At 74.4% G+C, this 23,851-nt stretch carries 21 protein-coding genes and 1 pseudogene; 6 read left to right on the top strand and 16 right to left on the bottom strand.

What is annotated here, in order from left to right; all coding sequences use genetic code 11:
- Window positions 1-258: 258 nt before the first annotated feature.
- The 4 genes from ACIBTU_RS32235 to ACIBTU_RS32220 form a co-directional block, all read right to left on the bottom strand.
- A complete protein-coding gene (locus ACIBTU_RS32235) occupies window positions 259-996 on the bottom strand; it encodes a ferritin-like domain-containing protein (RefSeq protein WP_399130195.1) in 738 nt (245 codons plus the stop codon).
- Between the two features lie 79 nt (window positions 997-1,075).
- Window positions 1,076-2,320 carry an HRDC domain-containing protein gene (locus tag ACIBTU_RS32230; RefSeq protein WP_399130194.1) on the bottom strand — a complete coding sequence of 415 codons (1,245 nt, stop codon included), beginning with the start codon at window positions 2,318-2,320 and terminating at the stop codon, window positions 1,076-1,078.
- Window positions 2,321-2,419: 99 nt separating this feature from the next.
- Window positions 2,420-3,082, bottom strand: a complete 663-nt coding sequence (locus ACIBTU_RS32225) for a LuxR C-terminal-related transcriptional regulator (protein WP_399130193.1) — start codon at window positions 3,080-3,082, stop codon at window positions 2,420-2,422.
- Window positions 3,083-3,377: 295 nt separating this feature from the next.
- Window positions 3,378-4,001 (bottom strand): DUF3000 domain-containing protein, encoded by a 624-nt coding sequence (locus ACIBTU_RS32220; RefSeq protein ID WP_399130192.1) that lies wholly within the window; start codon window positions 3,999-4,001, stop codon window positions 3,378-3,380.
- Window positions 4,002-4,189: 188 nt separating this feature from the next.
- On the opposite strand from ACIBTU_RS32220, the gene hemE reads away from it, so the two are divergent.
- Window positions 4,190-5,269 carry a uroporphyrinogen decarboxylase gene (gene hemE / locus ACIBTU_RS32215; protein ID WP_399130191.1) on the top strand — a complete coding sequence of 360 codons (1,080 nt, stop codon included), beginning with the start codon at window positions 4,190-4,192 and terminating at the stop codon, window positions 5,267-5,269.
- A 153-nt stretch (window positions 5,270-5,422) separates the two neighbouring features.
- Here hemE and ACIBTU_RS32210 read toward each other — a convergent pair whose 3' ends face one another.
- Entirely contained in the window at window positions 5,423-6,811 is a 1,389-nt protein-coding gene (locus ACIBTU_RS32210) for an FAD-dependent oxidoreductase (RefSeq protein ID WP_399130190.1), read from the bottom strand.
- A 37-nt stretch (window positions 6,812-6,848) separates the two neighbouring features.
- On the bottom strand, window positions 6,849-7,811 hold the full coding sequence (locus ACIBTU_RS32205; RefSeq protein ID WP_399130189.1) for a DUF4349 domain-containing protein: 963 nt from the start codon (window positions 7,809-7,811) through the stop codon (window positions 6,849-6,851).
- A gap of 148 nt (window positions 7,812-7,959) precedes the next feature.
- On the opposite strand from ACIBTU_RS32205, the gene hemG reads away from it, so the two are divergent.
- Window positions 7,960-9,498 (top strand): protoporphyrinogen oxidase, encoded by a 1,539-nt coding sequence (gene hemG / locus ACIBTU_RS32200; RefSeq protein ID WP_399130188.1) that lies wholly within the window; start codon window positions 7,960-7,962, stop codon window positions 9,496-9,498.
- 4 nt (window positions 9,499-9,502) lie between these two features.
- Window positions 9,503-10,237 carry a hydrogen peroxide-dependent heme synthase gene (gene hemQ / locus ACIBTU_RS32195; RefSeq protein WP_399130187.1) on the top strand — a complete coding sequence of 245 codons (735 nt, stop codon included), beginning with the start codon at window positions 9,503-9,505 and terminating at the stop codon, window positions 10,235-10,237.
- Between the two features lie 87 nt (window positions 10,238-10,324).
- On the opposite strand, the gene ACIBTU_RS32190 is transcribed toward hemQ, so the two are convergent.
- From ACIBTU_RS32190 to ACIBTU_RS32175, 4 genes are all read right to left on the bottom strand, one after another.
- On the bottom strand, window positions 10,325-11,959 hold the full coding sequence (locus tag ACIBTU_RS32190) for an alpha/beta hydrolase (protein WP_399130186.1): 1,635 nt from the start codon (window positions 11,957-11,959) through the stop codon (window positions 10,325-10,327).
- Between the two features lie 122 nt (window positions 11,960-12,081).
- Window positions 12,082-12,858, bottom strand: coding sequence for a TIGR04222 domain-containing membrane protein (locus ACIBTU_RS32185; protein ID WP_399130185.1), 777 nt, complete (start codon window positions 12,856-12,858; stop codon window positions 12,082-12,084).
- Window positions 12,859-13,017: 159 nt separating this feature from the next.
- Window positions 13,018-14,343, bottom strand: a complete 1,326-nt coding sequence (locus ACIBTU_RS32180) for a DUF692 domain-containing protein (protein WP_399130184.1) — start codon at window positions 14,341-14,343, stop codon at window positions 13,018-13,020.
- Window positions 14,344-14,467: 124 nt separating this feature from the next.
- Window positions 14,468-15,223: a peptidyl-tRNA hydrolase gene (locus ACIBTU_RS32175; protein ID WP_399130183.1), complete on the bottom strand. Its 756-nt coding sequence runs from the start codon at window positions 15,221-15,223 to the stop codon at window positions 14,468-14,470.
- A 59-nt stretch (window positions 15,224-15,282) separates the two neighbouring features.
- Between ACIBTU_RS32175 and ACIBTU_RS32170 the strand changes: the two are divergent.
- Together ACIBTU_RS32170 and ACIBTU_RS32165 are read left to right on the top strand one after the other, a co-directional pair.
- Window positions 15,283-15,901, top strand: a pseudogene (locus ACIBTU_RS32170) (ATP-binding cassette domain-containing protein); the annotation flags it as partial.
- Between the two features lie 817 nt (window positions 15,902-16,718).
- Window positions 16,719-17,387: an ABC transporter gene (locus ACIBTU_RS32165; RefSeq protein ID WP_399130182.1), complete on the top strand. Its 669-nt coding sequence runs from the start codon at window positions 16,719-16,721 to the stop codon at window positions 17,385-17,387.
- A gap of 16 nt (window positions 17,388-17,403) precedes the next feature.
- On the opposite strand, the gene ACIBTU_RS32160 is transcribed toward ACIBTU_RS32165, so the two are convergent.
- The 5 genes from ACIBTU_RS32160 to ACIBTU_RS32140 all read right to left on the bottom strand — a co-directional run bounded on the left by ACIBTU_RS32160 (window position 17,404) and on the right by ACIBTU_RS32140 (window position 22,236).
- A complete protein-coding gene (locus ACIBTU_RS32160) occupies window positions 17,404-18,270 on the bottom strand; it encodes a polysaccharide deacetylase family protein (RefSeq protein WP_399130181.1) in 867 nt (288 codons plus the stop codon).
- A gap of 155 nt (window positions 18,271-18,425) precedes the next feature.
- The gene (locus ACIBTU_RS32155) at window positions 18,426-19,310 is read right to left on the bottom strand and encodes an ABC transporter substrate-binding protein (protein ID WP_399130180.1); all 885 of its coding nucleotides are present in this window, start codon (window positions 19,308-19,310) and stop codon (window positions 18,426-18,428) included.
- Between the two features lie 77 nt (window positions 19,311-19,387).
- Window positions 19,388-20,224, bottom strand: a complete 837-nt coding sequence (locus tag ACIBTU_RS32150) for a PPK2 family polyphosphate kinase (RefSeq protein WP_399130219.1) — start codon at window positions 20,222-20,224, stop codon at window positions 19,388-19,390.
- A 178-nt stretch (window positions 20,225-20,402) separates the two neighbouring features.
- Entirely contained in the window at window positions 20,403-20,792 is a 390-nt protein-coding gene (locus ACIBTU_RS32145; RefSeq protein WP_399130179.1) for a VOC family protein, read from the bottom strand.
- Window positions 20,793-20,850: 58 nt separating this feature from the next.
- A complete protein-coding gene (locus tag ACIBTU_RS32140; protein WP_399130178.1) occupies window positions 20,851-22,236 on the bottom strand; it encodes an alkaline phosphatase PhoX in 1,386 nt (461 codons plus the stop codon).
- Window positions 22,237-22,488: 252 nt separating this feature from the next.
- Here ACIBTU_RS32140 and ACIBTU_RS32135 point away from each other — a divergent pair, with 252 nt between their 5' ends.
- Complete coding sequence (locus ACIBTU_RS32135; RefSeq protein ID WP_399130177.1) at window positions 22,489-23,427, top strand: hypothetical protein; 939 nt, start codon at window positions 22,489-22,491, stop codon at window positions 23,425-23,427.
- Window positions 23,428-23,440: 13 nt separating this feature from the next.
- Here the strand turns inward: ACIBTU_RS32135 and msrB are convergent, their stop codons facing one another.
- Complete coding sequence (msrB, locus tag ACIBTU_RS32130; protein WP_399130176.1) at window positions 23,441-23,848, bottom strand: peptide-methionine (R)-S-oxide reductase MsrB; 408 nt, start codon at window positions 23,846-23,848, stop codon at window positions 23,441-23,443.
- Window positions 23,849-23,851: the final 3 nt, after the last annotated feature.

Raw genomic sequence — 23,851 nt, 5'->3', positions numbered from 1 at the left:
CTACTTGCGAGTAACCATGCTGCCCAGCCCCCGCGCCCGGAGCGGCGAACGTCACACTTCCGCTGCCGCTCCGGAACGGGTCCCGCCTCCTCGTCTGCCGGGTTCTGTGCAGTCGGCGGCTGCGGGCCGGTGGGGCGTCTCGCGCAGTTCCCCGCGCCCCTGAAATGCAGACGCTTCGCGTCGCATTTCCCCGATAGAGGCTGAACGGCGAAGCCGTTCGCCTCTAGGGGCGCGGGGAACTGCGCGACCAGCCCCCACTCAGCGGCACCCGGCGACGTCACGGGCGAACCCCCTGCCGATGCCGGCTGTGTCGCGGACGAAGGCGCGGCGGGTCACGCCGCAGCGGCGCAGGGCCCCGCTGTGATCGGCGGCGACCACCCACGCGGCCCCGACGAGGAGCAGCCGCCAGCCCCCGGTGACCAGGCGCACCGCAGGCCGCGGCAGCCGGGCGAAGCCCTCCCGCAGCCGTCGGCAGTGGAACGGCACATGGCGTTCCTCGTCGGCCAGTATCCGGCCGGCCACCTCGGCGAGCAGCGGATCGGGCGCGCCGTCGCGCAGCGCCCGGTAGTACCTGAGGGCCACGACCTCGGCGATCATCAGCACCAGCAGTTCGAGCCGCAGCCCGAGCAGCCGGCGCAGCCGCACGAACACCGCGTCGCTCCAGTGCGAGCGCAGCGTGCCGGCCCCGGCCGCGCCGAGCACTCCGGCGAGCAGCCGCGCGTGGTTCTGCTCCTCGGCCACGAACAGCCGCGCCGCCCGCGTGTACGAGGGATCGCCGGCCCGCGCCGCCTTCGCGAGGAGCGCGCCCCCGTCCCCGTCCTCCCCGACCTGGAAGCGCTGCACGCTACGGACGAGGGCGCGGGGGAGCCGGGCCCCACGCGTCCAGTCCGGGTCTCCCAGCGCGGCCCGCCGCTCCCGCGCCTCCTCGAAGTCCCGCACCCAGTCCGCGTACGCCCCGCACTCCTGCCGGAGCTCTCCCCGCCCATTTTTGAACATGCTCAGAAACTAGTGATCCCCGAGCGCGTCCGACACCGCGGCGATGTCCGGATCCTGCAACAGAGCCGGGCGGGAGCGCTCACACGCGGGTGGCGAGCGCCTTCACCAGGAGCGGGGTCACCTGCTCGACCTGCCAGCGCCGCGCCCCGTGCGAGGCCAGCGCCGCCGCCACCGCGTCCGGGTCCGCGGGAACCGGCGGCTCCCAGCAGACACGGCGGACCGTGTCGGGCGTGATCAGGTTCTCCTGCGGCATGTTCAGCTGCTCGGCCAGCGCCGACACCCCGGCCCGCGCCGCGGACAGCCGCGCCGCGGCCGCCGGGTCCTTGTCCGCCCACGCGCGCGGCGGCGGGGGACCGGTCAGCGGCTGCCCCGGCTGCGGCAGCTCCGACTCGGGCAGCTCCCGCGCCCGGTCCACCGCGGCCTGCCACTGCTCCAGCTGACGGCGGCCCATCCGATGCCCGAAGCCGGGCAGCGCGGTCAGCGCGTGCACGTTCGCCGGCAGCGCGAGCGCGGCCTCGACGATCGCCGCGTCCCCGAGCACCTTGCCCGGCGACACGTCACGCCGCTGCGCGACCTTGTCCCGCGCCGTCCACAGCTCCCGTACGACCGCCATCTGCCGGCGCCGGCGCACCTTGTGCATGCCGGAGGTGCGGCGCCAGGGGTCCTTGCGGGGCGGTGCGGGCGGGGCCGAGGCGATGGCGTCGAACTCCTGGTGGGCCCAGTCGAGCTTGCCCTGCCGGTCGAGCTCCTTCTCCAGCGAGTCGCGCAGGTCGACCAGGAGCTCCACGTCGAGGGCCGCGTAGCGCAGCCAGGGCTCGGGCAGCGGCCGCGTCGACCAGTCGACCGCGGAGTGGCCCTTCTCCAGTACGTAGCCCAGCACGTTCTCCACCATCGCGCCGAGCCCCACCCGGGGGAACCCGGCGAGACGCCCGGCCAGCTCGGTGTCGAACAGCTTCGACGGGATCATGCCTATCTCGCGCAGACACGGCAGGTCCTGCGTCGCGGCGTGCAGCACCCACTCGGCGTCGGCGACGGCGGCGCCGAAGGCGGAGAGGTCGGGACAGGCGACGGGGTCGATCAGCGCGGAGCCCGCGCCCTCACGCCGCAGCTGCACCAGGTAGGCGCGCTGCCCGTAGCGGTAGCCGGACGCGCGCTCGGCGTCGACGGCGACCGGGCCGGTGCCCGCGGCGAAGGCCGCGACCACCTCGGCGAGCGCGGCCTCGTCGGCGATCACCGGCGGGATGCCCTCGCGCGGCTCGAGCAGCGGGACCGCTGTCCCTTCGGTCGGGGTGCTGGCTGCTGCGGTCTCTTGGGCGTCTGTCACCTGTCAAGGGTATCTGTCAACCGACGACGCCCGTCGACGGAACGTTCCGTCGACGGGCGCTGAAGGTGCGTAAACCGGAAGGATCCGGCCAGTCTGCGATCAGTGGATGATTCCGGTGCGCAGGGCGACCGCCACCATTCCGGCCCGGTCGCCCGTGCCGAGCTTGCGTGCGATGCGGGCGAGGTGGCTCTTGACGGTCAGGGCGGACAGGCCCATGGAGACGCCGATCGCCTTGTTCGACTGGCCCTCGGCGACGAGCCGCAGGACCTCCACCTCACGGCCCGACAGCTCCCGGTAACCGCCCGGGTGGCTCGGGGCACCCGGGGGGCGGCGGTGCATACGGGCGGCGGCGGAGCCGATCGGGGCGGCGCCGGGGCGGGTGGGCAGTCCGACGTTGTTCCGGGTGCCCGTGACGACGTAGCCCTTCACTCCGCCCGCGAGGGCGTTGCGCACGGCGCCGATGTCGTCGGCGGCGGACAGGGCCAGGCCGTTGGGCCAGCCCGCCGCCCGGGTCTCGGAGAGAAGGGTGAGGCCGGAGCCGTCGGGGAGATGGACGTCTGCGACGCAGATGTCACGGGGGTTGCCGATGCGGGGACGAGCCTCCGCGACGGACGAGGCCTCGATGACGTCGCGAACACCGAGCGCCCACAGATGGCGGGTGACGGTGGAGCGGACGCGCGGGTCGGCCACGACCACCATCGCGGTGGGCTTGTTCGGGCGGTAGGCGACCAGGCTTGAGGGCTGCTCGAGGAGAACGGACACCAGGCCTCCTGGGGTGCGGGACGGAGCCGGCTCTGGGGATGAAGCCGGGATGAACCGTGCTTTCAAGGTCACAGAGGTCTTCGGCACCAAACCTGCCTGGCTTTAGAGAAAGATCACGATTTGGTGAGTAACAATTCACGCAATTCGGACGCACTATCGATCATCCGAAGATCGAACGAAGATCGAAGCGATCCGAACCGGAGCGGCCGTGATCGTCCCGTGGGGGCAAACGAGCGTCGGCCGCGTCGGACACTCGCCCGACGCGGCCGAAAAAAGCCCCTGCACACAACACCTTTCAGGACGGGCGCGGCCCCCGGCGCTGAGGCAGCGTCACCACCGAGCCGTCCGACCCGGGCTGACCCGAGGGCACCGGCGGCAGCCCCGCCACCTGACACAGCAGCTCGCACCACGCCGCGAGATGCGCCGCCGTGTCCGGTACCCCGCCGAGCCCCTCGCGCGGCGTCCACGACGCCCGGATCTCGATCTGCGAGGCGGCCGGCCGGTCGCCGATCCCGCCGAAGTAGTGCGAACTGGCCCGGGTGACCGTGCCCGACGGCTCGCCGTAGCCCAGCCCGCGGGCCTGCAGCGCGCCGGTCAGCCACGACCAGCACACGTCGGGGAGCAGCGGATCGGCCGCCATCTCCGGTTCGAGCTCCGCGCGCACCAGCGTCACCAGGCGGAACGTTCCGTGCCAGGCCTCGTGCCCGGCCGGGTCGTGCAGCAGGACGAGCCGGCCGTCGGCCAGATCCTCCTCGCCGTCGACGACGGCCGCCTCCAGCGCGTACGAGTAGGGGGCGAGGCGCTGCGGCGGGCGGGTGGGATCGATCTCGATCTCCGGGCGCAGTCGCGCGGACCGCAGGGCGTCGACCGCCGTGCGGAACGGGATTGGGGTGGGGTCGTCCTCTTGTGCAGCGTTCATGTCCCGAGCGTTCTGCCCCTCCCGCACCGATTCACTCATCCCGGACCGCCCGTCCGGGCCGTCCGACCGTCGTCCCTGAGCCGCAGCCATGCGGGGAAGATTAAGGGGAAGTCGCGCCGCGCGCAGGCAGGGACACCCGCCAAGGACACCGTCTCGGCCCGCCCGGCGGCCGTGCGAGACTCTCCGGTGTGAGTGCCAATACCGAGGCCACGGGCCAGCAGCCGTCAGCGACGATCGAAGCCACCAGGGAATCCGCCTTCATCAAGGCGTGCAGGCGCGAGCCCGTGCCGCACACGCCGGTGTGGTTCATGCGGCAGGCCGGGCGCTCGCTGCCGGAGTACCTGAAGGTGCGCGAGGGCATCCCCATGCTCGAGTCCTGCATGCGGCCGGAGCTCGTCGCCGAGATCACGCTGCAGCCGGTGCGCCGCCACAAGGTCGATGCCGCGATCTACTTCAGCGACATCGTCGTGCCGCTCAAGGCCATCGGCATCGACCTCGACATCAAGCCCGGTGTCGGCCCCGTCGTCGCGAACCCGATCCGCTCCCGCGCGGACCTCGCGCAGCTGCGCGACCTGACCCCGGACGACGTCGCCTACGTCACCGAGGCCATCGGCCTGCTCACCGCGGAGCTCGGCTCCACCCCGCTCATCGGCTTCGCCGGCGCGCCCTTCACCCTCGCCAGCTACCTGGTCGAGGGCGGGCCGTCCCGCAACCACGAGCACACCAAGGCCCTCATGTACGGCGACCCGCAGCTGTGGGCCGACCTGCTCGACCGGCTCGCCGAGATCACCTCCGCGTTCCTTAAGGTGCAGATCGAGGCCGGCGCCAGCGCCGTGCAGCTCTTCGACTCGTGGGTCGGCGCGCTCGCCCCGGTCGACTACCGCCGCTCCGTCATGCCCGCCTCGAAGAAGGTCTTCGACGCCGTCGCCGGGTACGGCGTCCCGCGCATCCACTTCGGTGTCGGCACCGGTGAGCTGCTCGGGCTCATGGGCGAGGCCGGGGCGGACGTCGTCGGCGTCGACTGGCGCGTCCCGCTCGACGAGGCCGCCCGGCGCGTCGGCCCCGGCAAGGCGCTGCAGGGCAACCTCGACCCGGCGATCCTCTTCTCCACGCGGGAGGCGGTCGAGGCGAAGACCCGCGAGGTGCTCGACGCGGCGTCCGGTCTGGAGGGCCACGTCTTCAACCTCGGTCACGGTGTCCTCCCCACGACGAACCCCGACGCCCTGACCCGCCTCGTGGACCACGTCCACACGCAGACGGCCAAGTAGCCCTCACCTTCCCGTCGGCCGCGGCCCGCCGCCGTAGGGGCGTGGGATCGTCGCCGGGTGCCGCCCGGTGGGGCTTCTCGCGCAGTTCCCCGCGCCCCTGAAGGCACGCTCCGCGTGCCCCAGGGGCCCTGAGCGGAGGCCGGGTCACGCCGGTCAGGCGTCCCGGACCGCTCCCACCGCCTTGCGGGCCGCGACCAGGATCGGGTCCCAGACCGGGGAGAAGGGTGGGGCGTAGCCGAGGTCGAGGGAGGTCATGTGTTCCACCGTCATGCCTGCCGTCAGGGCCACCGCCGCGACGTCGACCCGCTTCGCCGCCCCCTCACGCCCGACGATCTGCACCCCGAGCAGCCGCCCCGTGCCCCGCTCGGCCAGCATCTTCACGGTCATCGGCGCCGACCCGGGGTAGTACCGCGCCCGCCCCGTCGACTCCACGGTCACGGTCACGTACTGCAGGCCCGCCCGCCGCGCGTCCTTCTCCCGCAGTCCCGTCCGCGCGATCTCCAGGTCGCACACCTTGCTGACGGCCGTGCCCACGACCCCGGGGAACGTCGCGTACCCGCCGCCCACGTTCGTCCCGATGATCCGCCCGTGCTTGTTCGCGTGCGTGCCGAGCGCGATGTGCCGCTCGCGCCCCGAGACGAGGTCGTGCACCTCGACGCAGTCGCCGCCCGCCCAGATGTCCGTGTGCCCGCGCACCCGCATCGACAGATCCGTGAGCAGCCCGCCGGACTCGCCCACCGGCAGCCCCGCGGCCCGCGCCAGCGAGGTCTCGGGCCGCACCCCGATGCCGAGGACCACCACGTCCGCCGGGTACTCGGCGTCCCGCGTGGCCACCGCCCGCACCCGCCCGTCGTCCCCGGCGAGGATCTTCGTGACCTCGGCGTCGTCGACCATCGTGACCCCGAGCCCGGTCATCGCCTCGTGCACCAGGCACCCCATGTCGGGGTCGAGCGTCGACATGGGCTCGGCGCCCCGGTTCACGACCGTCACCTCGTAGCCCCGGCGGATCAGCGCCTCGGCCATCTCCACCCCGATGTACCCGGCCCCGACGACGACCGCCCGCCGCCCCGTCGCCGCCCGCAGCGAGTCGAGCAGCGCCTGCCCGTCGTCCAGGGTCTGCACCCCGTGCACACCCGCCGAGTCGATCCCCGGCAGCCGCGGCCGCACCGGCCGCGCCCCGGTCGCGATCACGAGCTGGTCGTACGAGGTCCAGTACGCGGCCGCGCCGTCCACCTCGCGCGCCCGCACCCGGCGCCCGGCCACGTCGATCTCCACGACCTCGGTCCGCATCCGCAGATCGATGCCGCGCTCCCGGTGCTCCTCGGGCGAACGCGCGACCAGCTCGTCGCGGTCCTCGACGTCGCCGCCCACCCAGTACGGGATGCCGCACGCCGAGTACGACGAGAAGTGCCCCCGTTCGAAGGCCACGATCTCCAGCTCGTCGGGGCCGCGCAGCCGGCGTGCCTGCGACGCGGCGGACATGCCCGCCGCGTCGCCGCCGATGACCACGAGCCGCTCACGCACACGTTCTCCAGCACTCATGCGCCCACGCTACGTGCGCGCACCGCGCCGGGCCGCGTCACTCCCGTTCGTCGTCGGACCCGCGCGCCGGGTGCGCGGGGAGCGATCCCGGCCGCGGCGCCGCCGGCGCGGGGCGGCGCGGCAGCCGGGGCCGCAGCACCCGCAGCCACAGGAACAGGGCGAGCGCCAGGACCGCCGCGAACGGCAGCACCGCGGCCAGCGCGATCCCGATCCAGCGCAGCACCGACACGAACGCGCCCCAGCCGCCCGCCAGCGCGTCCAGGAAGCCGGGCCCGTCGTCCCCGTCACCGGCCCCCGCGGGCGCCGACTCGGTGAGCCGCAGCGTGATCGTGGCCAGCGTCGTCCGGTCCTTCAGCGAGGCCTGCTGCGCGAGCAGCGACTCCAGCTCGGCCTGACGGTTGCTCAACTCGCCTTCCAGCGTGACCACGTCGCTCAGCTTCGTCGCCCGGTCCATCAGCTCCCGCACCCGCGCCACACTGGCCCGCTGCGACTTGATCCGGCTGTCCACGTCGACGACCTGGTCGGTGACGTCCTTCGCCGTCACGTTTCGCTCCAGCAGCTTCCCGCTGCCCGACAGCCGCTCCAGCACGTCCGCGTACGACTCCTGCGGCACCCGGAGGGTGACCAGCGTGCGTTCGCGGCCGTGGCCGTCGCGGTCGGTGGTCTCGCTGCCGACGATGCCGCCCGCCTCCTCGGCCAGCGACCGCGCCCGCTCCAGCGCCTGCGGCACGTCCTTCACCCGGACCGACAGATGCGCGGTGCGGATGATGTGGACCCCGGTCAGCTTCGGCGACCTTCTCGCCGCCGACTCGCCGGACGGCGCCGCCGCGCCGTCCCGCGCGGCGGACCCGCCCCCGGACTTGGCGTCGGCCGCGGCCGCCTTTTCCGACGCGCCGGAGTCGCCGCCCGCCGAACAGCCCGCGACCGCCAGCACGGCGCCGAGCAACGGCACCACCAGAACATGAACCGGCCGCAGCCGTCGTGCAGCACCAGCACGCATGGACGTACCCCCAGGACCCGTGGAACGGAACCGACATGGACGCCCCCTTCGACGCGCGAGCCGCCCTTCGGGTGGTTGCCGCACGGTCCCGAAGCGGTCACGTTAGGGACACGTCGGTGAGCCGGATCCCTTCTGAGAGAGTGGGGACATGCACCAAGCGGAGACACCGGAAGCGGACACATCCACGGCGAGCGGGCGGCAGAAGGACGTCCTCGTCATCGGCGGCGGCATCACCGGACTCGCGGCGGCCCACCGGCTGCTCGACGGGGAAGAACCGGTACGGGTCACCGTCCTGGAGGCCTCCGACCGGCTCGGCGGCAAGCTCCGCGCGGGCGAGATCGCCGGCGCCCGCGTCGACCTCGGCGCCGAGTCGCTCCTCGCCCGCCGCCCCGAGGCGGTCGGCCTGGCCCGCGAGGTCGGCCTCGGCGACCGGCTCCAGCCACCGGGCACCGCCACCGCCTCCCTGTGGACCCGCGGCGCGCTGCGCCCCATGCCCAAGGGCCACGTCATGGGCGTCCCCGGCACCGCCGAGGCGCTCGCCGGCGTCCTCTCCGACGAGGGCCTGCGCCGCATCGAGCTCGACGCCGACCTGCCGCCCACCGAGATGGGCGAGGACGTCGCCGTAGGCGAGTACGTCGCGGCCCGGCTCGGCCGCGAGGTCGTCGACCGCCTCGTCGAACCGCTGCTCGGCGGTGTCTACGCGGGTGACGCCTACAAGATCTCCCTGCGCAGCGCCGTCCCCCAGCTCTTCGCCGAGGCCCGCCACCACCGCTCCCTCACCGCGGCGGTCCGGGCCCTCCAGGCCAAGACGGCCCGCACCCAGCAGGCGGGCCCGGTCTTCATGGGCATCGAGGGCGGCATCGGCACGCTCCCGGAGGCGGTCGCCGACTCGGTCCGCCGAAGGGGCGCCAAGATCGTGTTCGGGGAACGAGCGGTCACCCTGGGGGCGCGGGGCAGCGCGCGCTCGGCCCAGGACGGCGCTCGGACGGCGACGAGGCCCGCACCCCTGTGGCGCGTCGTGACCGAGTCCGGCCGCACCTACGAGGCGGACCAGGTGATCGTCGCCCTCCCGGCGACCCCGGCCGCGGGCCTCCTGCGCACGGCCGCCCCCATGGCCTCCCAGGAACTGCGCGGCATCGAGTACGCCTCCATGGCCCTGATCACCCTGGCCTACGCCAAGGACACGGCCGAACTCCCCGAGGGCAGCGGATTCCTCGTACCGCCCGTCGACGGCCACACCATCAAGGCCGCCACGTTCGCCTCCCAGAAGTGGGGCTGGATCGCCGAGGAGAACCCGGACCTGCACCTCGTCCGCACCTCCGTCGGCCGCTACGGCGACGAGAAGGACCTCGGCCGCGACGACGCCGACCTCGTGGGCGTGGCCCGGCACGACCTGCGCGAGGCCACCGGCCTGGACGCGTCGCCCGTCGCCTCGCACGTGACGCGCTGGCAGGACGGCCTGCCCCAGTACCCGGTCGGGCACACGGACAAGGTCGCCCGGATCCGCGGATTCATCGGGCAGCTGCCCGGCCTCGCCGTGTGCGGCGCCGCGTACGACGGCGTCGGCGTGCCCGCCTGCATCGCGAGCGCGTACGCCGCCGTGGACGAGCTGCGCGGCGACGCGAGCGGCCGCGCGGCCCTGGAGGCGAACCCGGTGCAGAGCCTGCACGGCGGAGCGGGAGAATGACGGCATGAGCGACGACACCACGACCACCCCCGAGGCTGCCCGGATCCCGAACAAGGGCAAGCTCGCCAAGGACCTCAACGAGGTCATCCGCTACACCCTCTGGTCCGTCTTCAAGCTGAAGGACGTCCTGCCGGAGGACCGCGCGGGTTACGCGGACGAGGTCCAGGAGCTGTTCGACCAGCTCGCCGCGAAGGACGTCACGATCCGCGGCACCTACGACGTGTCCGGCCTGCGCGCCGACGCCGACCTCATGATCTGGTGGCACGCCGAGACCGCCGACCAGCTGCAGGAGGCGTACAACCTCTTCCGCCGCACGAAGCTGGGCCGCGCCCTGGAGCCGGTGTGGTCGAACATGGCGCTGCACCGCCCCGCCGAGTTCAACCGCTCGCACATCCCGGCGTTCCTGGCCGACGAGACGCCCCGCAACTACGTGAGCGTCTACCCGTTCGTGCGCTCCTACGAGTGGTACCTGCTGCCCGACGACGAGCGCCGCAAGATGCTCGCCGACCACGGCAAGATGGCCCGCGGCTACCCGGACGTGCGGGCCAACACGGTCGCCTCGTTCTCGCTCGGCGACTACGAGTGGATCCTCGCCTTCGAGGCCGACGAGCTGGACCGCATCGTCGACCTGATGCGTCACCTGCGCGCCTCCGAGGCCCGCCGGCACGTGCGCGAGGAGGTCCCGTTCTACACGGGCCGCCGCAAGAGCGTCGCCGACCTGGTCGCCGGTCTCGCCTGAGCGTCCGCGGCAGGCACATGACTCACGCGTCATGAGTGAGGGGCGGGGCCACGACGGCCCCGCCCCTCACTCGTGCTCACGCGCGGGTCACCGGGCCGCCCGCAGCGCCTTCTCCGGCGGTCCGCCCGAGCCCAGCGGTGTGGGCGCCGTGTGCGCCGCGCAGGACGCGGCCCGCCGCTCGGGCAGCCGCCCCTCAAGGACGTACGCGTCCAGATGCCCGTTGACACAGGCGTTCGGGCCACCGCCCACGCCGTGCGTGCCCGCGTCCCGCTCGGTCACGAGGACCGACCCGGCGATCCGCCGGTGCATCTCCTTCGCGCCCGCGTACGGCGTCGCCGCGTCCCGCTCCGCGGCGAGGATCAGCGTCGGCGGGAGCGCGCCCGGCAGCGTCCGCACGTCGAGCGGCCGCTGCCGCGGGCCGCTCCAGTAGGCGCAGGGCAGGTTCGTCCACGCGTTGTCCCACGTCTCGAACGGGGCCACGCGCGCCAGTCGCGTGTTGTCGCGGTCCCAGACGCGGAAGTCCTCCGGCCACGGCGCGTCGTTGCACTCGACGGCCGTGTAGACCGCGCCCGCGTTCTCGTTCTCCTTCGCCGCGATCGGCGAGGCCACCGGCGCGGCCTGGCCGATCAGCGGCTCCGGATTGCCCGCCCGGTACTCGGACAGGGCCAGCGCCCGGATCGGCCAGTAGTCGTCGTAGTAGCCGGCCTGGAGGAACGCGGACTGCAGCTCGCCCGGGCCGACCTTCTTCCCGGCGGGCGTGTGCGCGAGCTCCGCCCGGACCTCCTCGTAGGTCCGCTCCACCGCCTCGGGCGTCTTCCCCAGGCCGTACGTGTCGTCGTGCTCGGCGACCCAGGTGCGGAAGTCCGCCCAGCGGCGCTCGAACGCGGCGGACTGGGCCATGTTGTTCCGGTACCAGACGCGCCCGGGCGACGGGTCGACCGCCGAGTCGAACACCATCCGGCGCACGTGCGAGGGGAACAGCGTCGCGTACACGGCGCCGATGTAGGTCCCGTACGAGGCACCCATGTACGTGAGCCGCTGCTCGCCGAGCGCGGCCCGCAGGACGTCGAGGTCCCGGGCGTTGTTCAGCGTCGTGAAGTGCTCCAGGTCCGGATTGCGCTCGGCGCAGCCCCGCGCGTACGACTTCGCGCGGGCGATCCGCTCCTTCTTGTACGACTCCGAGGGGTGGGTCGGCGCGAGCGTGGGGCCCTTGCCGAGGTGCTTCGGGTCCCGGCAGGACAGCGGAGCGGAGCGGCCCACGCCGCGCGGCGCGTACCCGACGAGGTCGTAGGCGGCGCCGATGCGCTTCCACTCCGGCATCATCCCGGCGAGCGGGAAGTACATGCCGTTGCCGCCGGGGCCGCCCGGGTTGAAGACGAACGAGCCCTGCCGGGGCACCTTCTTCCCGCCCGCCTTGCCCGTGGCCTTCACCCGGCTGACGGTGAGCTTGATCTTCTTGCCGTCGGGGCGGGCGTAGTCGAGCGGGACGGTGACGGTGCCGCAGGTCAGCGGCTCCGGCAGGTTCTCGGCGGCCGGGCAGGCGCCGAACCGGATCCCGGCGGCCGCGGCCCGCTCGGCGGCGAGCGCAGTGCCCCGGGCGCGGGCGTCGTCGGGGCCCGCGGGCAGGGCGCCCGCGGCGGGGGCGGGGGCGGCCGCGAACGCGGCCAGGACCAGCGATCCCGCGGCGGCGTAGCGGGCGGAGGCGGACGCTGCTGCTCTCATCGCTCGGGTTCATCCCTTTCGTCGTGAACAAAAGGGATCCTTGGGGCGGCAGTTGGCGAAGTAAAGCACCGGGTCGCCGGTGTCGGATCAATGACCCCGATGCGCCGCCGGACCCGTACGTCTCAGAGACGGTCCCCGGGGTCGCGTGCGGGGTGGGCGAACGCGGACCGCAGCGCCGGGTCGTCCACCGCCGGCACCCCGCGCAGCGCCACCGCGAGCAGACTGCCCGTGCCGTCGGGCAGGGCGGAGAGCAGGCGCTGACCGGTGGGGGAGGCCCAGTGGGTGTACGGGTGGATCTCGAACCGGGCGACGAACAGGCAGCACAGGGTGAGCAGCAGCGGCAGCAGGAACCACAGCGCCACCGGCATGTTCCTGGGCGGCTCCTGACCCGGCATCAGCGTCGCGACCGCCGCCAGGACCGCTATGGTCACGGCCGCCGCCTTCACCTGGGCCACGCCGGAGGCGACCGTGGTGCGGGTGGTGTCCGGGGTGGCGAGGCCGGCCGCCACGAGACGCGCGGTCAGCGTGCGCACGGCGTCGCCCGACGCCGTGGCCGAGCGCACCGGAGCGATCCGCGACTGCCCCTGCGGGCCGATCGCGCCGATCACGGAGCGCTCCATGTCGTCGACGCCGACCGGGTCGACGACCGTCGCCCAGCCGGTGTGCGCGAGCAGCAGCCGGCGGTTGCGCGCCATCGACACGAGTGCCACGTCCGCGACGCGGCGCGGGCCGCCCGAGAGGAACGCCGTCTCGTAGAGGGACAGCACCCGCTCGTGCGGGCCGTCGCCGTCGCCCGCGGCGCGCTCGGCGTCGGCGGCCCGCACGGCGGCGAGGCACAGCCGCCCGCACGTGACCAGGGCGAGGCCGCCGGCCAGTACCAGGAACAGGAGCCAGAACATGGGGAGTTTCTACGACAGGACTCCGGGTAACCGCTATGGCCCGTTCAATATGCGGACGAGATTTTCCGCCCGGGGCGGTACGGGGGAGGCCGGGGCAGCGCGGACCGCCCACGTGTCCGCGTCTGCCGCGGCGCTGGCGGCAATTCCCCGATGAGCGGCTCAGCCCCGGCGCAGCGCGAACCGGGCGGCCCGCAGGGCCCGTGCCACCGGGCGACCCGAGAGCGGGGCCGGACCCGAGCGCTCCAGCCACCAGTCGGTCAGCCGGCGCCGGGCCCCCGGCTCCGCGACCCGCTGCCCCAGCAGCAGGTCCTCGGCGAAGTCCAGCGCGTCCCGCCGGTAGCCGCCCGTCATCGGCCGCCGCTGCGCGTACCCCAGGAACGCCGCCCGGTACGCGGACGCGCCCAGGATCTCCGGCAGCTCGGGCGCCACCTTGGCGACGACATCGGCCCGCTTCCCGGCCAGCGCCCGCGCCTGCACCGCCAGCCGCCCCCGGTCGAACCCTTCCGGCGCGGGCGTACCGGCCACCAGCGCGGACAGCAGAGCGGCCTGGGCGAGGGCGACGCGCCCGCGCCTGGACTCGGCGACGGGTTCGGGGGCGGGATCGGGGGCCGGGGCGGGCCGCTCGGCCGGGTGGCCGGGCCCGGCCGGGCCCGATGCCGCCACCACCGCGCGGATCCGCTCCACCTCGCGGCCCAGTTCCGCCGGGTCGTCCGGGAAGTTCTCGTCACGCTCCAGCAGGACGCCGGGCGGGCTCACCCGGGAGGCCAGGTCGGCCAGGATGTCCAGGACCGGCTCCGGGACCGGGTGGGCGTGGCTGTCGTGCCAGACCCCGTCGCGCTCGAAGCCGCCCGCCACGTGGACGTACGCGATCGCCTCGACCGGCAGCTCGGCCAGCGCCTTCGCCGGGTCCTCGCCCCGGTTCACGTGGTTGGTGTGCAGGTTCGCGACGTCGATCAGCAGCCGGACCCCGGTGCGCTCGACCAGCTCGTACAGGAACTGGCCCTCCGTCATCTCCTCGCCCGGCCAGGAGAACAGCGCCGCGATGTTCTCCACCGCGAGCGGCACGGGCAGCGCGTCCTGCGCGATCCGCACGTTCGCGCAGAGCACGTCGAGCGCGTCCCGGGTGCGCGGCACGGGCAGCAGGTGCCCGGCCTCCAGGAGCGGCGAAGCCGTGCGCTCGCCGCCGGCCCGTACGAAGGCGATGTGCTCGGTGACCAGCGGCGCGCCCAACGCCTCCGCGCGGTCCGCGAGATCCGCGAGCCGCGCCTCGTCGGGCCGGTCCGCGCCGCCGAGGCCGAGGGAGACGCCGTGCGGCACGACCGTGACGCCGCGCTCGCGCAGCCGCACCAGCGACTCGGGCAGATGGCCCGGGCACACGTTCTCGGCGACGGCCTCGACCCAGTCGATGCCGGGCATGGCCTCGACGATCTCCGCGATCTCCGGCCGCCAGCCGATCCCGGTGCCCAGCCTTGTCAGGCGCTCCATGTCCGTCCCCCTCTGCCGCGCGTGATCGTGCTGCCGCGTGCAGATGTCATGACCCCGCGGCGTGTGCCCGAATCCACGAGGGAGGACGTTCAGAGCAACATTTGAGGTTCGGCCGGGGCCGGGACTACCGCGTCACGCGGCCCAGCGGCGCGTACTGGGTGCCGCCCTCCGACACCACCGTGCAGGAACCCGGCGCGATCTCCGTGAAGCCCGCGTCCTGGACCACCGGAAGGCCGGCCCGGGTCAGCGGCTCCCAGTGGGCCGGGTCGGCGGTGCGGACCGACAGCGGGAAGCCCGCCTCGCGCCACTCCTTGCGCTGCGGCTCGGACAGCGCCCACCAGGCCAGCTGCGCGCCGTGCCCGGCCTGCGCCATCGCCTTGCCCGCCGTCATCCCGAGGTCGGGGTTGAGCCAGAGGACCGGCGCCGCCGGGTCCGGGGCGGGCGGCGGCTCCGGGTCGTCGAGGTCCGTGCCGGACACCTGGAGGCGGGCCAGGTCCTTGGGCCAGCCGTCCAGCGGCACCGGCGGGAACACCCGCACCTCCGCTCCGCCGCCCGTCACCGTGATGCCGTCGAGCGCCTCGGCACGCCGCCACTCGGCGCCCCGGGCCCGCCGCACCACCTTGCGGATCCGCGCGTCCTGCCAGTCCCGTACGGCCTGCGCCCACTCCCCGTCGCCGAGCGCGCGGTCGTCGGACAGCAGCACGAGGACGGCGCGCGCCGCGGTCTCCAGGGCGGCCGTGCGCGCCGGCGGCTCGGCCCGCTCGATCCGCGCCACGAGCGGCAGCACGAACTGCGGCGCCTCGTCCCGCGCGGTGGGCTCGGAGCGGAACGGGCTGTCGGCGGGCGGAAGGTCCTGGCTCAGGGCGTCGTCGCTGGTCACACCCACCAGTCTGCCAGCCGCCGCCCCACACGCCGCCGTGATGCGCCACGATGGTCGCCATGCCGACCCCGACCGCACCGCCCACGGGACCGCTCGCCCTCCGCCGCGTCGGACGCCGCTACGGACTCCGCGGACCCTGGGTCCTGCGCGACGTCGACCTCGACGTGCCGGCCGGCGCCCTGATCCGGGTGCGCGGAGCCAACGGCTCGGGGAAATCGACCCTGTTGCGCGTCATGGCGGGGATCGACGCCCCCGGCACCGGCCGCGTCCTGGGCCGTCCCCGTACCGCCTACGTCCCCGAACGCTTCCCCGGCGCCCTGCCGTTCACCGCGCTCGGCTACCTCACCCACCTGGGCCGCATCCATGGCCTGGCCCGCGCCGAGGCGAGCCGGCGGGCCCGCGAACAACTGGAGCGCTTCGGCGCCGCCGCGTACGCGGACACCCCGCTCGCCGAGCTCTCCAAGGGCAGCAGCCAGAAGGTGGCCGTCGCCCAGGCGCTCCTCGCCGCACCGGAGTTGCTGATCCTGGACGAGGCGTGGACGGGCCTCGACCCCGCCGCCCGCGACGAACTGGACCGGGCCGTGGCCGAACGCACGGCGGCGGGCGGCACCGTCGTCTACGTCGACCACGACCCGCACCGCCTGGCGGGCGCGGCGGACGCGGTGTACGAGGTGGCAGAGGGCCGGGTTGCGCGTGTGGCGGCCGGGGAGTGGGCGGGCCCGCGCCGTCCGGCGGGGGCGGCTGAGGCGGTGTGCGAGAGCGGTGGGGGCCGGGTGTCGCCTGCGTCGGATTCGACGTTCTCGGGCCTCGATCCCGCCGCGCGCGGCGAGCTGGAGGGGGGCGTGGCGGAGCGCGTGGCGGCCGACGGGGCCGTCGACCATGACCCGCGCCGTCCGGCGGGGGCGGCCGAGGCGGTGTGCGAGAGCGGTGGGGGCCGGGTGTCGCCTGCGTCGGATTCGACGTTCTCGGGCCTCGATCCCGCCGTCCGCGGCGCGCTGGAGGGGGTTGGCTCCGGGCATGCGGGGGCCGACGGTGCCGTCGTCCGCGTAGACGACGATCCGCGCCACCCGGGGGTTGCGGAGGACACGGTGTGCGAGGTCGCCGGGGGCCGGGTCGCGCCCGTGCCGGAGGCGGGCGTGGCCGGGCGCGCGGCGGGCGGCGGCACCGGCCACCTCGACCATGATCCGCGATCTCCGTCAGGCACGGCCGACGCGGCGTGGACCGGCCTCGAGCACGTCGACCACGATCCAGGCGGTCCGGCGGGCGCGGCCGACGCCGCCGAGAGGTGCTCCGTCGTGGTGGAGGCGACCAGGCCGGGGCACGAGCCGACCGGCCTCCCGCAGCCGCACACCCTGACCCGCCTAGACGCTCGTACCGTCCGGGTCACCACGCCCGCCTCGCACTCCGACGCCGTCCTGCGCGCGCTGCTGGGAGCTCGGCCGCCGTGGCACGTCGTCGCCGTCCGAACCGAATCGCCCACCTCCACGGAGCCCCGATGACCACGGCCCTGCTCGCCTACCAGTCCGGACTCCTGCTGCGCTCCCAGCGCTGGCTCGCGCCCGTCGTGCTGTACGCGGCGGTCCTGGCGATCGGCCTCCAGGGCGGGCAGCCGGTCCTCGACTCGCTCGGCTACGCGGCGGCGGGCCTGTTGCCGGCCGGCGCCTGGCTGGCCCGGATCTGCGTCTCCAACGAGCCGCCCGCGGCCCGCGGTTGCACGGCCGCGGCGACCACGCCGTGGCGGGCGCACCTCGCGAGCCTGCTCACCGCCCTGCTCGCGACCGCCCTGCTCGGCGCCCTCGCCACCCTCTTCGTGGCGCTCCTCGCGGACGGGGTGAGCACGGACCACCGGGTGCGGATCGCGGTACTGCCCGCGGCCGGCGCCGGACTCCTCGCGGCCTGGACCTGCGCCCTGGCCGGCACCGCGGTGGGCGCCCTGACCACGTGGCCGGTGATCCGGGGCACCGGGGCGGGCGTGGCCACGCTCCTGCTCGGCACCCTGCTCGCCCTCGTGGCCCCCGGCTCCCCGGCACGCTCCGCCGTGACGGCCCTGATCACCGGCTCCCAGCGGGGCGAGATCCCGCTGCCCGCGCTGCCTTTCCTGGGCGCGGCCGTGCTGGCGGGGGCCTGCGCGGCGGCGGCCTGCGCCCTGGCGTCCCGCCGTTGACCGGAGGGCACGTCGCTCACTCTTGGCGTGCGGCCCCGATCAGCTGGGAGACGCGTACGAACCGGTAGCCCTTCCTGCGCAGTTCCGGCACGACCGTGCGCACCACGCGCTCCGTCGTCGGGGCCGCGCTGCGCGTGCAGTGCAGGACGACGACCGAACCCGGCCGCACCCCGTCGAGGACCTGCCGCGCCACCGCGTCCGCGTCGGTGGCGAACGCGTCGCCGCTCACCACGTCCCACTGCACGGCCGTGACCCCTGCCGGGGTGAGGGCCCGCAGCGCCCGCTTGTCGTAACAGCCCCCGGGGAAGCGGAAGTACGGCACGACGTGCTCGACCCCGGCCTTGCGGAACGCGGTGAAGGCCCGCTCGACGTCCGTGCGCATCCGGTCCGGCGGCACGGTGGGCAGGCCGTAGCAGTCGTCCGTGAAGGCGTAGTGGCTGTACGAGTGGTTGGCGACCTCGAAGAGCGGGTCGGCGCCGATGTCGTGGGCCTCGGCCGGGTACTGGTCGGCCCAGCGCCCCGTCATGAAGACCGTGGCCGGCACCTTCAGTCTGCGGAGCGTGGAGATGAGCTGAGGGTGGTCGAAGTGCTCGCCGGCCGCCGCCCGCGGACCCTGGTCGGCGGTCATGTCGGCGTCGAAGGTCAGCGCCACGACGCGCTCCTTCGACCGGGGCGCGTTCTTGAAGACACGGGTGAGGCCCCCGGGCCCGGGGGCGAGCGTGGGCGCGCCCGCGGGGGAGGGGGCGGCCGTCGGGCTCTGGGCGGGCCGGTCGGCGCGGGCGGGGTGCGCGGGCCCGGTGCCGCCGCCCGAGCAGCCGGCGGCACCGAGGGCGAGGGCGGCGAGGACGCAGGTCGACACGGTGCGGCGTACGGAGGTGATCACGCCGAGACGATAAGCCTACAAATGCGTCATACCGGGCAGGCCTCGGCTCCCCGCCCCGTGCCCCCCACGTCATTGCTCCGACCGGCGCAAGGCCGCGCTCGGCGTCTGCTGCCCTGGCTCGGGGTCGCCTCGGCTCGGCTCACGCGGCCCCCGGCTCAGGCCCGTCGTGCGCGCAGCGCCTCCGTCAGGGTCCGGTGGAGCGTCGCGTGGGCCGTCGCGCTCGGTGGGATCTCCGGGTTCCACGGCAGGACCGCCGCCCGGCCGGCCAGCTCCGCCCACGCCGGGTCCGTCCCGTACGCCGCCTCCGGTGCCGCGTTCGCCCGGGCGTCCAGCAGGACGACGTCCGGGGCGAGCGCGGCGGCGTCCGGCCAGCCGCCCGTGTGCCAGTTGGCCCCCGGGCCCTCGGGCGGCTCGACCGTCGCGACGCCGAGGGCGGTGAGCGCGCTCAGGTCCGGCCACTTCGCGGGCCGCGCCAGATGCACGCTGTCCGGCCCGCCCGGCGACAGCGCGAGCACCCGCACCCCGCCCGCCGCGCCCGCGGCCTCCGCCAGCTCCCGCTCGGCCCGCGCCAGCGCCACCCCGGCGGCCGGCGCCTCGCCCGCCCCGAGCGAGGCGCCGAGCTCCGCGAACCGCTCCCGCACGTCCGCCAGGCTCCGCCCCTGGCCCACGTCGAACACCACGACCGGGACCTGCTCCTCCAGGTGCTTCGCCGTGTCCGGCTCGATCCCGTACACCTGCCCGCCCCCGTAGGTGAGCGCCACCACCAGATCCGGGCGCACCCCGAGCACGTCGTCGAGGCCGAGCCCCGCGCCCGCCCCCAGATACGCCACGTCCCCGAGCGGCAGCCCGCCGGCCTTCGCCCGGTCCGCCCGCTCCCCGTCGTGGTACGAGCCGAAGATCCCGACAGGCGTCACCCCGAGATCGTGCAGCCCGGCTCCGGCCTGGATGTACGCGACGATCCGCTCCGGAACGCCGGGGGCTGCGGCCCGGTGACCGCGGTCGTCGGTGAATTCCCATGTGTGTGCGGATGGTGAAGTCATAGGGCCACCCTGCCCACGCGACCGGCGCGGCATGTGGGCCGGCGCCCCAAGTGCGGGCGTCGTGCGGCGCGTTCACGTCACGGCATCGCCAGCAGCCGGTCCCGGCACTGCGCCACGTCGAAGTCCGCCTTCGGGTACTGCGGATCGAGTTCCTCCAGATGCTCCAGGAGGAGACGGCTGATCGCCCAGTTCCGGTACCACTTCCGGTCGGCGGGGACCACGTACCAGGGGGCCGTCTCCGTGGAGCAGCGCTCCAGGGCGAGTTCGTACGCCTCCTGGTAGGCGGGCCACAGCGCCCGGTCCTCGATGTCGCCCGGGTCGAACTTCCAGTACTTGTCCGGGTTGTCGAGCCGCTCCAGGAGGCGGCGCTTCTGCTGCGCGTAGGAGATGTGCAGGAAGCACTTCACGACCGTCACGCCGTCCTCGGCGAGGGACCGCTCGAAGCGGTTGATCTCCTCGTAGCAGCGGGCCAGCCGGTCGCGCGGGACCAGGTCCCGCACACGGGCGATCAGGACGTCCTCGTACTGGGAGCGGTCGAAGATGCCGATCTCGCCCGGCTCGGGGAGTGCCCGCGCGATCCGCCACAGGAACGGGTGCTTGAGCTCGTCCGCCGTCGGCGCCTTGAAGGCCTTGATGCGGCAGCCGGACGGGTTGAAGTGGCCGATCACGTGCTTGACCGTGCCGCCCTTCCCGCTGGTGTCCATGCCCTGGAGGATCAGCAGCACCCGGCGCCGGTCGCCGCCCGCCGAACCGGCCGCCCACAACCGCTCCTGGAGCTCCGCGAGCCGCTCGCCCGCGCGGGCGCTCGCCGCGACACCCTCGGCCTTGTCGCGCGGGCCGCCGGGCGTACCCGCCGTGTCGTAGGACGACAGGTCGACGCGCTCGCCCACGGGCACCCGCAGCAGCTCGCGCAGCGGTACGGGCCCCGGCTGCTTCCTCCCGGTCTTCCCCGCGCCCTTCTCGCCGCCGTTCTTCGCCACCGCGCACCCCTTTCGGACCGGACCTCTCGGACCGGAGCAGGTGCTCCCGATCCTGCTCGGCGCCGGGCCCGCCCGCCACCCGCACCGGGCTCGCGCCCGTGCCCCGGGCCGCTCAGGGACAGCGGGTGGCCAGCACGCAGAACTCGTTGCCCTCCGGGTCGTGCAGGGTCACCCAGCTGACGTCGTCGCCCTGACCGACGTCCGCGGGCCGGGCACCGAGGGAGAGCAGCCGGGCCACCTCGCCGGCCTGGCCCGTGTCGGTCGGGTTCACGTCGATGTGCAGCCGGTTCTTCACGGCCTTGCCCTCGGGCACGCGCGCGAAGGTGAGCGTCGGCGGCACCGGACCCGGCCGCTCCTTGCCCTCGGGCACCTGGGGCGAGCCGATCGACACCACGCCCTCCTCGCGCCCCTGCACCACGTAGCCGAGCACGAGGCACCAGAACCCGGCGAGCCCCTCCGGATCGGCGCAGTCGATCGCCAGTTCCGTGAACTTGCTGGTCATGTCAGGCCTCCACCCGCGGGTTCCCGGTCGCCCGGGAGAACCCGCGGGCGGACCGACCCTAACGGTGCCAGGGGCCGGTCACCGCGAACGTCGTACCGGGCGTGTAGCAGTTGACGTACATCGTGTCGCCGTCGGGCGAGAAGGTGACGCCCGCGAACTCGCCCCACTCCGGCGCGTCCGGCGTCCCGATGTTCTGCCGCCCGCGCGCCATCGCGTACACCTCACCCTTGCGTGTCACGCCAAACACGTGCTGCGCGCCCGCGCCGTCCTCGCACACCATCAGGCCGCCGCTCGGCGCGAGGCAGATGTTGTCCGGCTCCTCGCCGGGCAGCTGGAGGTCGGTGCCGGGCCCGAAGACGATCACGAGGGTGAGGCGGCGGGCGGCCGGGTCGTAGCGCCAGATCTGCCCGAAGTGGTCGCCGGCCGAGCCCTCGCGGCTGCGCGCGTACGAGGACACGAAGTAGACGCAGTTGCCGCCCCAGTAGCAGCCCTCCAGCTTCTGGGCGTGGGTGATGCCCTTCGGGCCGAAGTCCTGGTTGCGGATCGGGGTCTGCGCGGCCAGCGGGTCGGGCACGTCGACCCACTCGATTCCGTCGAAGCTCGCGCCGGTCTCCTGGACGGCGGACAGGTCCGGCACCCCCGGAACCCGCATCGCCTGGAGCCGGCCGCCCGCGCGCAGCGAACCGAGACCGCCCTCGGGCCGGTTCGGCAGGAAGCGGTAGAAGAGGCCGAACGGCGACTGGAACGCGTCCTCGGTCTCGTACACGATCCCGCGCCGGGGATCGATCGCGATCGCCTCGTGCTGGTAGCGGCCCATCGCGGTCAGCGGCACCGCGCCCGAGCGGTGGGGGTCGGCCGGGTCGACCTCGAAGATGAAGCCGTGGTCCTTCGTGTACCCGTTCGTCCCCGCCTTGTCCTCGGTCTCCTCGCAGGTCAGCCAGGTGCCCCACGGGGTGGGCCCGCCCGCGCAGTTGACCGCCGTGCCGGCGATGCCGACCCGCTCGGACAGCACGTTGTTGTCGCGGTCGAGGGTGAGGGCCGTACAGCCGCCCTTGCCCATCGGGTCGTAGGTGAGTCCCTCGACGGTCGGGACGCCGATCTTCGCGGTGACCCGGTTCTCGTGGTTGCGCACCAGGTGGACCCGGCCGCCTCTACCCTTCAGGGCGGTCATGCCGTCGTGGTTGCTGGGCACCTTGCCCTCGCCGGAGCGCAGTGGATCGCCCTCGCGCGAGAGGACTTTGTAGCGGAAGCCTTTCGGCAGGTCGAGCAGCCCGGCCGGGTCGGACACCAGGTCGCCGTAACCGCTGCGGCCCTGCGCCGCCGCCGAACCGGCGAACAGCTCCCCGAGGCTCCCGGCGAAGGCGATGCCCGCGCCCAACGCGCCGGTCCGGGCGAGCATCTGACGTCGTGTCGCGGACTGCCGTGCATCTGACGTGCGTGACATGGGTGCAACCTCCTGCTGGCGGACAGGAACTGTGACCCGGCTGTGTCTATCACGCGACTTTCGCCACGGGAACCACGCGCGTAGCACGCTCCCCGGACGGAGGCCCGGGGACTTCTGCCCCTGTGCCAGGATCGAGGCCATGGACCTCACCCCCCCGCGTCCGCCAGGCTTGCCGAGGCGGGCCTGGAGGACGCGGGCGGCAGGCGTGGCGGAGCCGGTGCCGTCCCGACCCGGGCGGCGCTGCGTCCGATCGTGGCGGGAGACGCGGTACCGACCGCCGTCGTCCGGCTCGACTCCGCCGATCCGCTCGCCGCCACCGACGCGGAGTGGTTCCGGCTGGCCACCGCGCACGGCCTGTTCGACGAGGAGGACGGGGGCTTCCTCGTCACCCTGGGCGACGGCGGCTGGTTCCGGGTCCGGCTCGGACAGGAGTGGCGGCTCGCGGAGGTGCTGCGGAGTCAGCCCCGCTGCCCGGAGTTCCTGACGCTCTCCTCGGACGGGCGGACCCTCCTCGGCGTCACCACCGAGGAGTACGAGATCTGGCTGATCGTCATCGACGACCTGCCGGCCCACCAGGAGCGGCGGGCCCGGCGCCTGGCACGGGCGGAGAGCGACGAGGAGCGGGCCGCGGCGTGGGAGGGGCTGTTCGGCAGGCTCCGGGTGCTGCCGGCGACACGGGAACGGTGGGCGACCGGGCTGCTGTCCAACCCGGCGCTGCCCGACGACCTCCGCGTCGACCTCATGGTCCGCACACGGCGGTTCCACGGCCGCCCGTTGCCCGCGGAGTCGATCGACGCCCTGCTCGCCCATCCGGACTGCCCGCAGGCCGGCCTCCTGCGGTACGCCGGCGACAGTGATCCGCGGATGCGCCGACTGGCCCTGGACGACCCGGACTCCACGCCGGAACTCGTCGAACGCTTCACCCTGGACCCGCACCACGAGGTCCGCCTCCGTGCCGCGGTGGACCCACGCCTGAGCCGCCTCGGTGCGGTCCGGCTCCTCGACGACCCCGAGGCGGCCGTTCGGGCGGCGGCCGCCCGCTGTTCCCGGCTGCCCGCGCACGTCCTCGTCACGCTGCTGCGCGATCGCGGCACCGCCGAGGACGCGGCCCGGAACACGGCGATCCCGCTCGGGGTCATCAGGCAGATGGCCGAGCGGGACCGTTCCGGGGCCGGGCGCGGCCCGGGCTGAGAGCGAGCGGGGGTCAGTCGGACTCGGGCGTCAGCCGCAGCGAGATCGAGTTGATGCAGTACCGCTGGTCCGTCGGGGTGGCGTAGCCCTCGCCCTCGAAGACGTGGCCGAGGTGGGAGCCGCAGCGGGAGCAGCGGACCTCGGTGCGCACCATGCCGTGCGAGCGATCCTCGATCAGCTCCACGGCGTCCGAGTCCTTCGGGTCGTAGAAGGACGGCCAGCCGCAGTGCGACTCGAACTTCTCCGTGGATGTGAAGAGCTCGGCGCCGCAGGCGCGGCAGGAGTAGACGCCCTGCGTCTTGGTGTCCGTGTACTCACCGACGAAGGCGGGCTCCGTGCCGGCCTGGCGCAGTACCGCGTACTCCGCCGGGTTCAGCTCCGCGCGCCACTGCTCGTCCGGCTTCTCGACGTCGTACGACATGTG

It is taken from the genome of Streptomyces sp. NPDC050145 (assembly GCF_044460245.1).
GTDB lineage: Bacteria > Actinomycetota > Actinomycetes > Streptomycetales > Streptomycetaceae > Streptomyces.
This window is presented reverse-complemented; position numbering and strand designations above follow the sequence as displayed.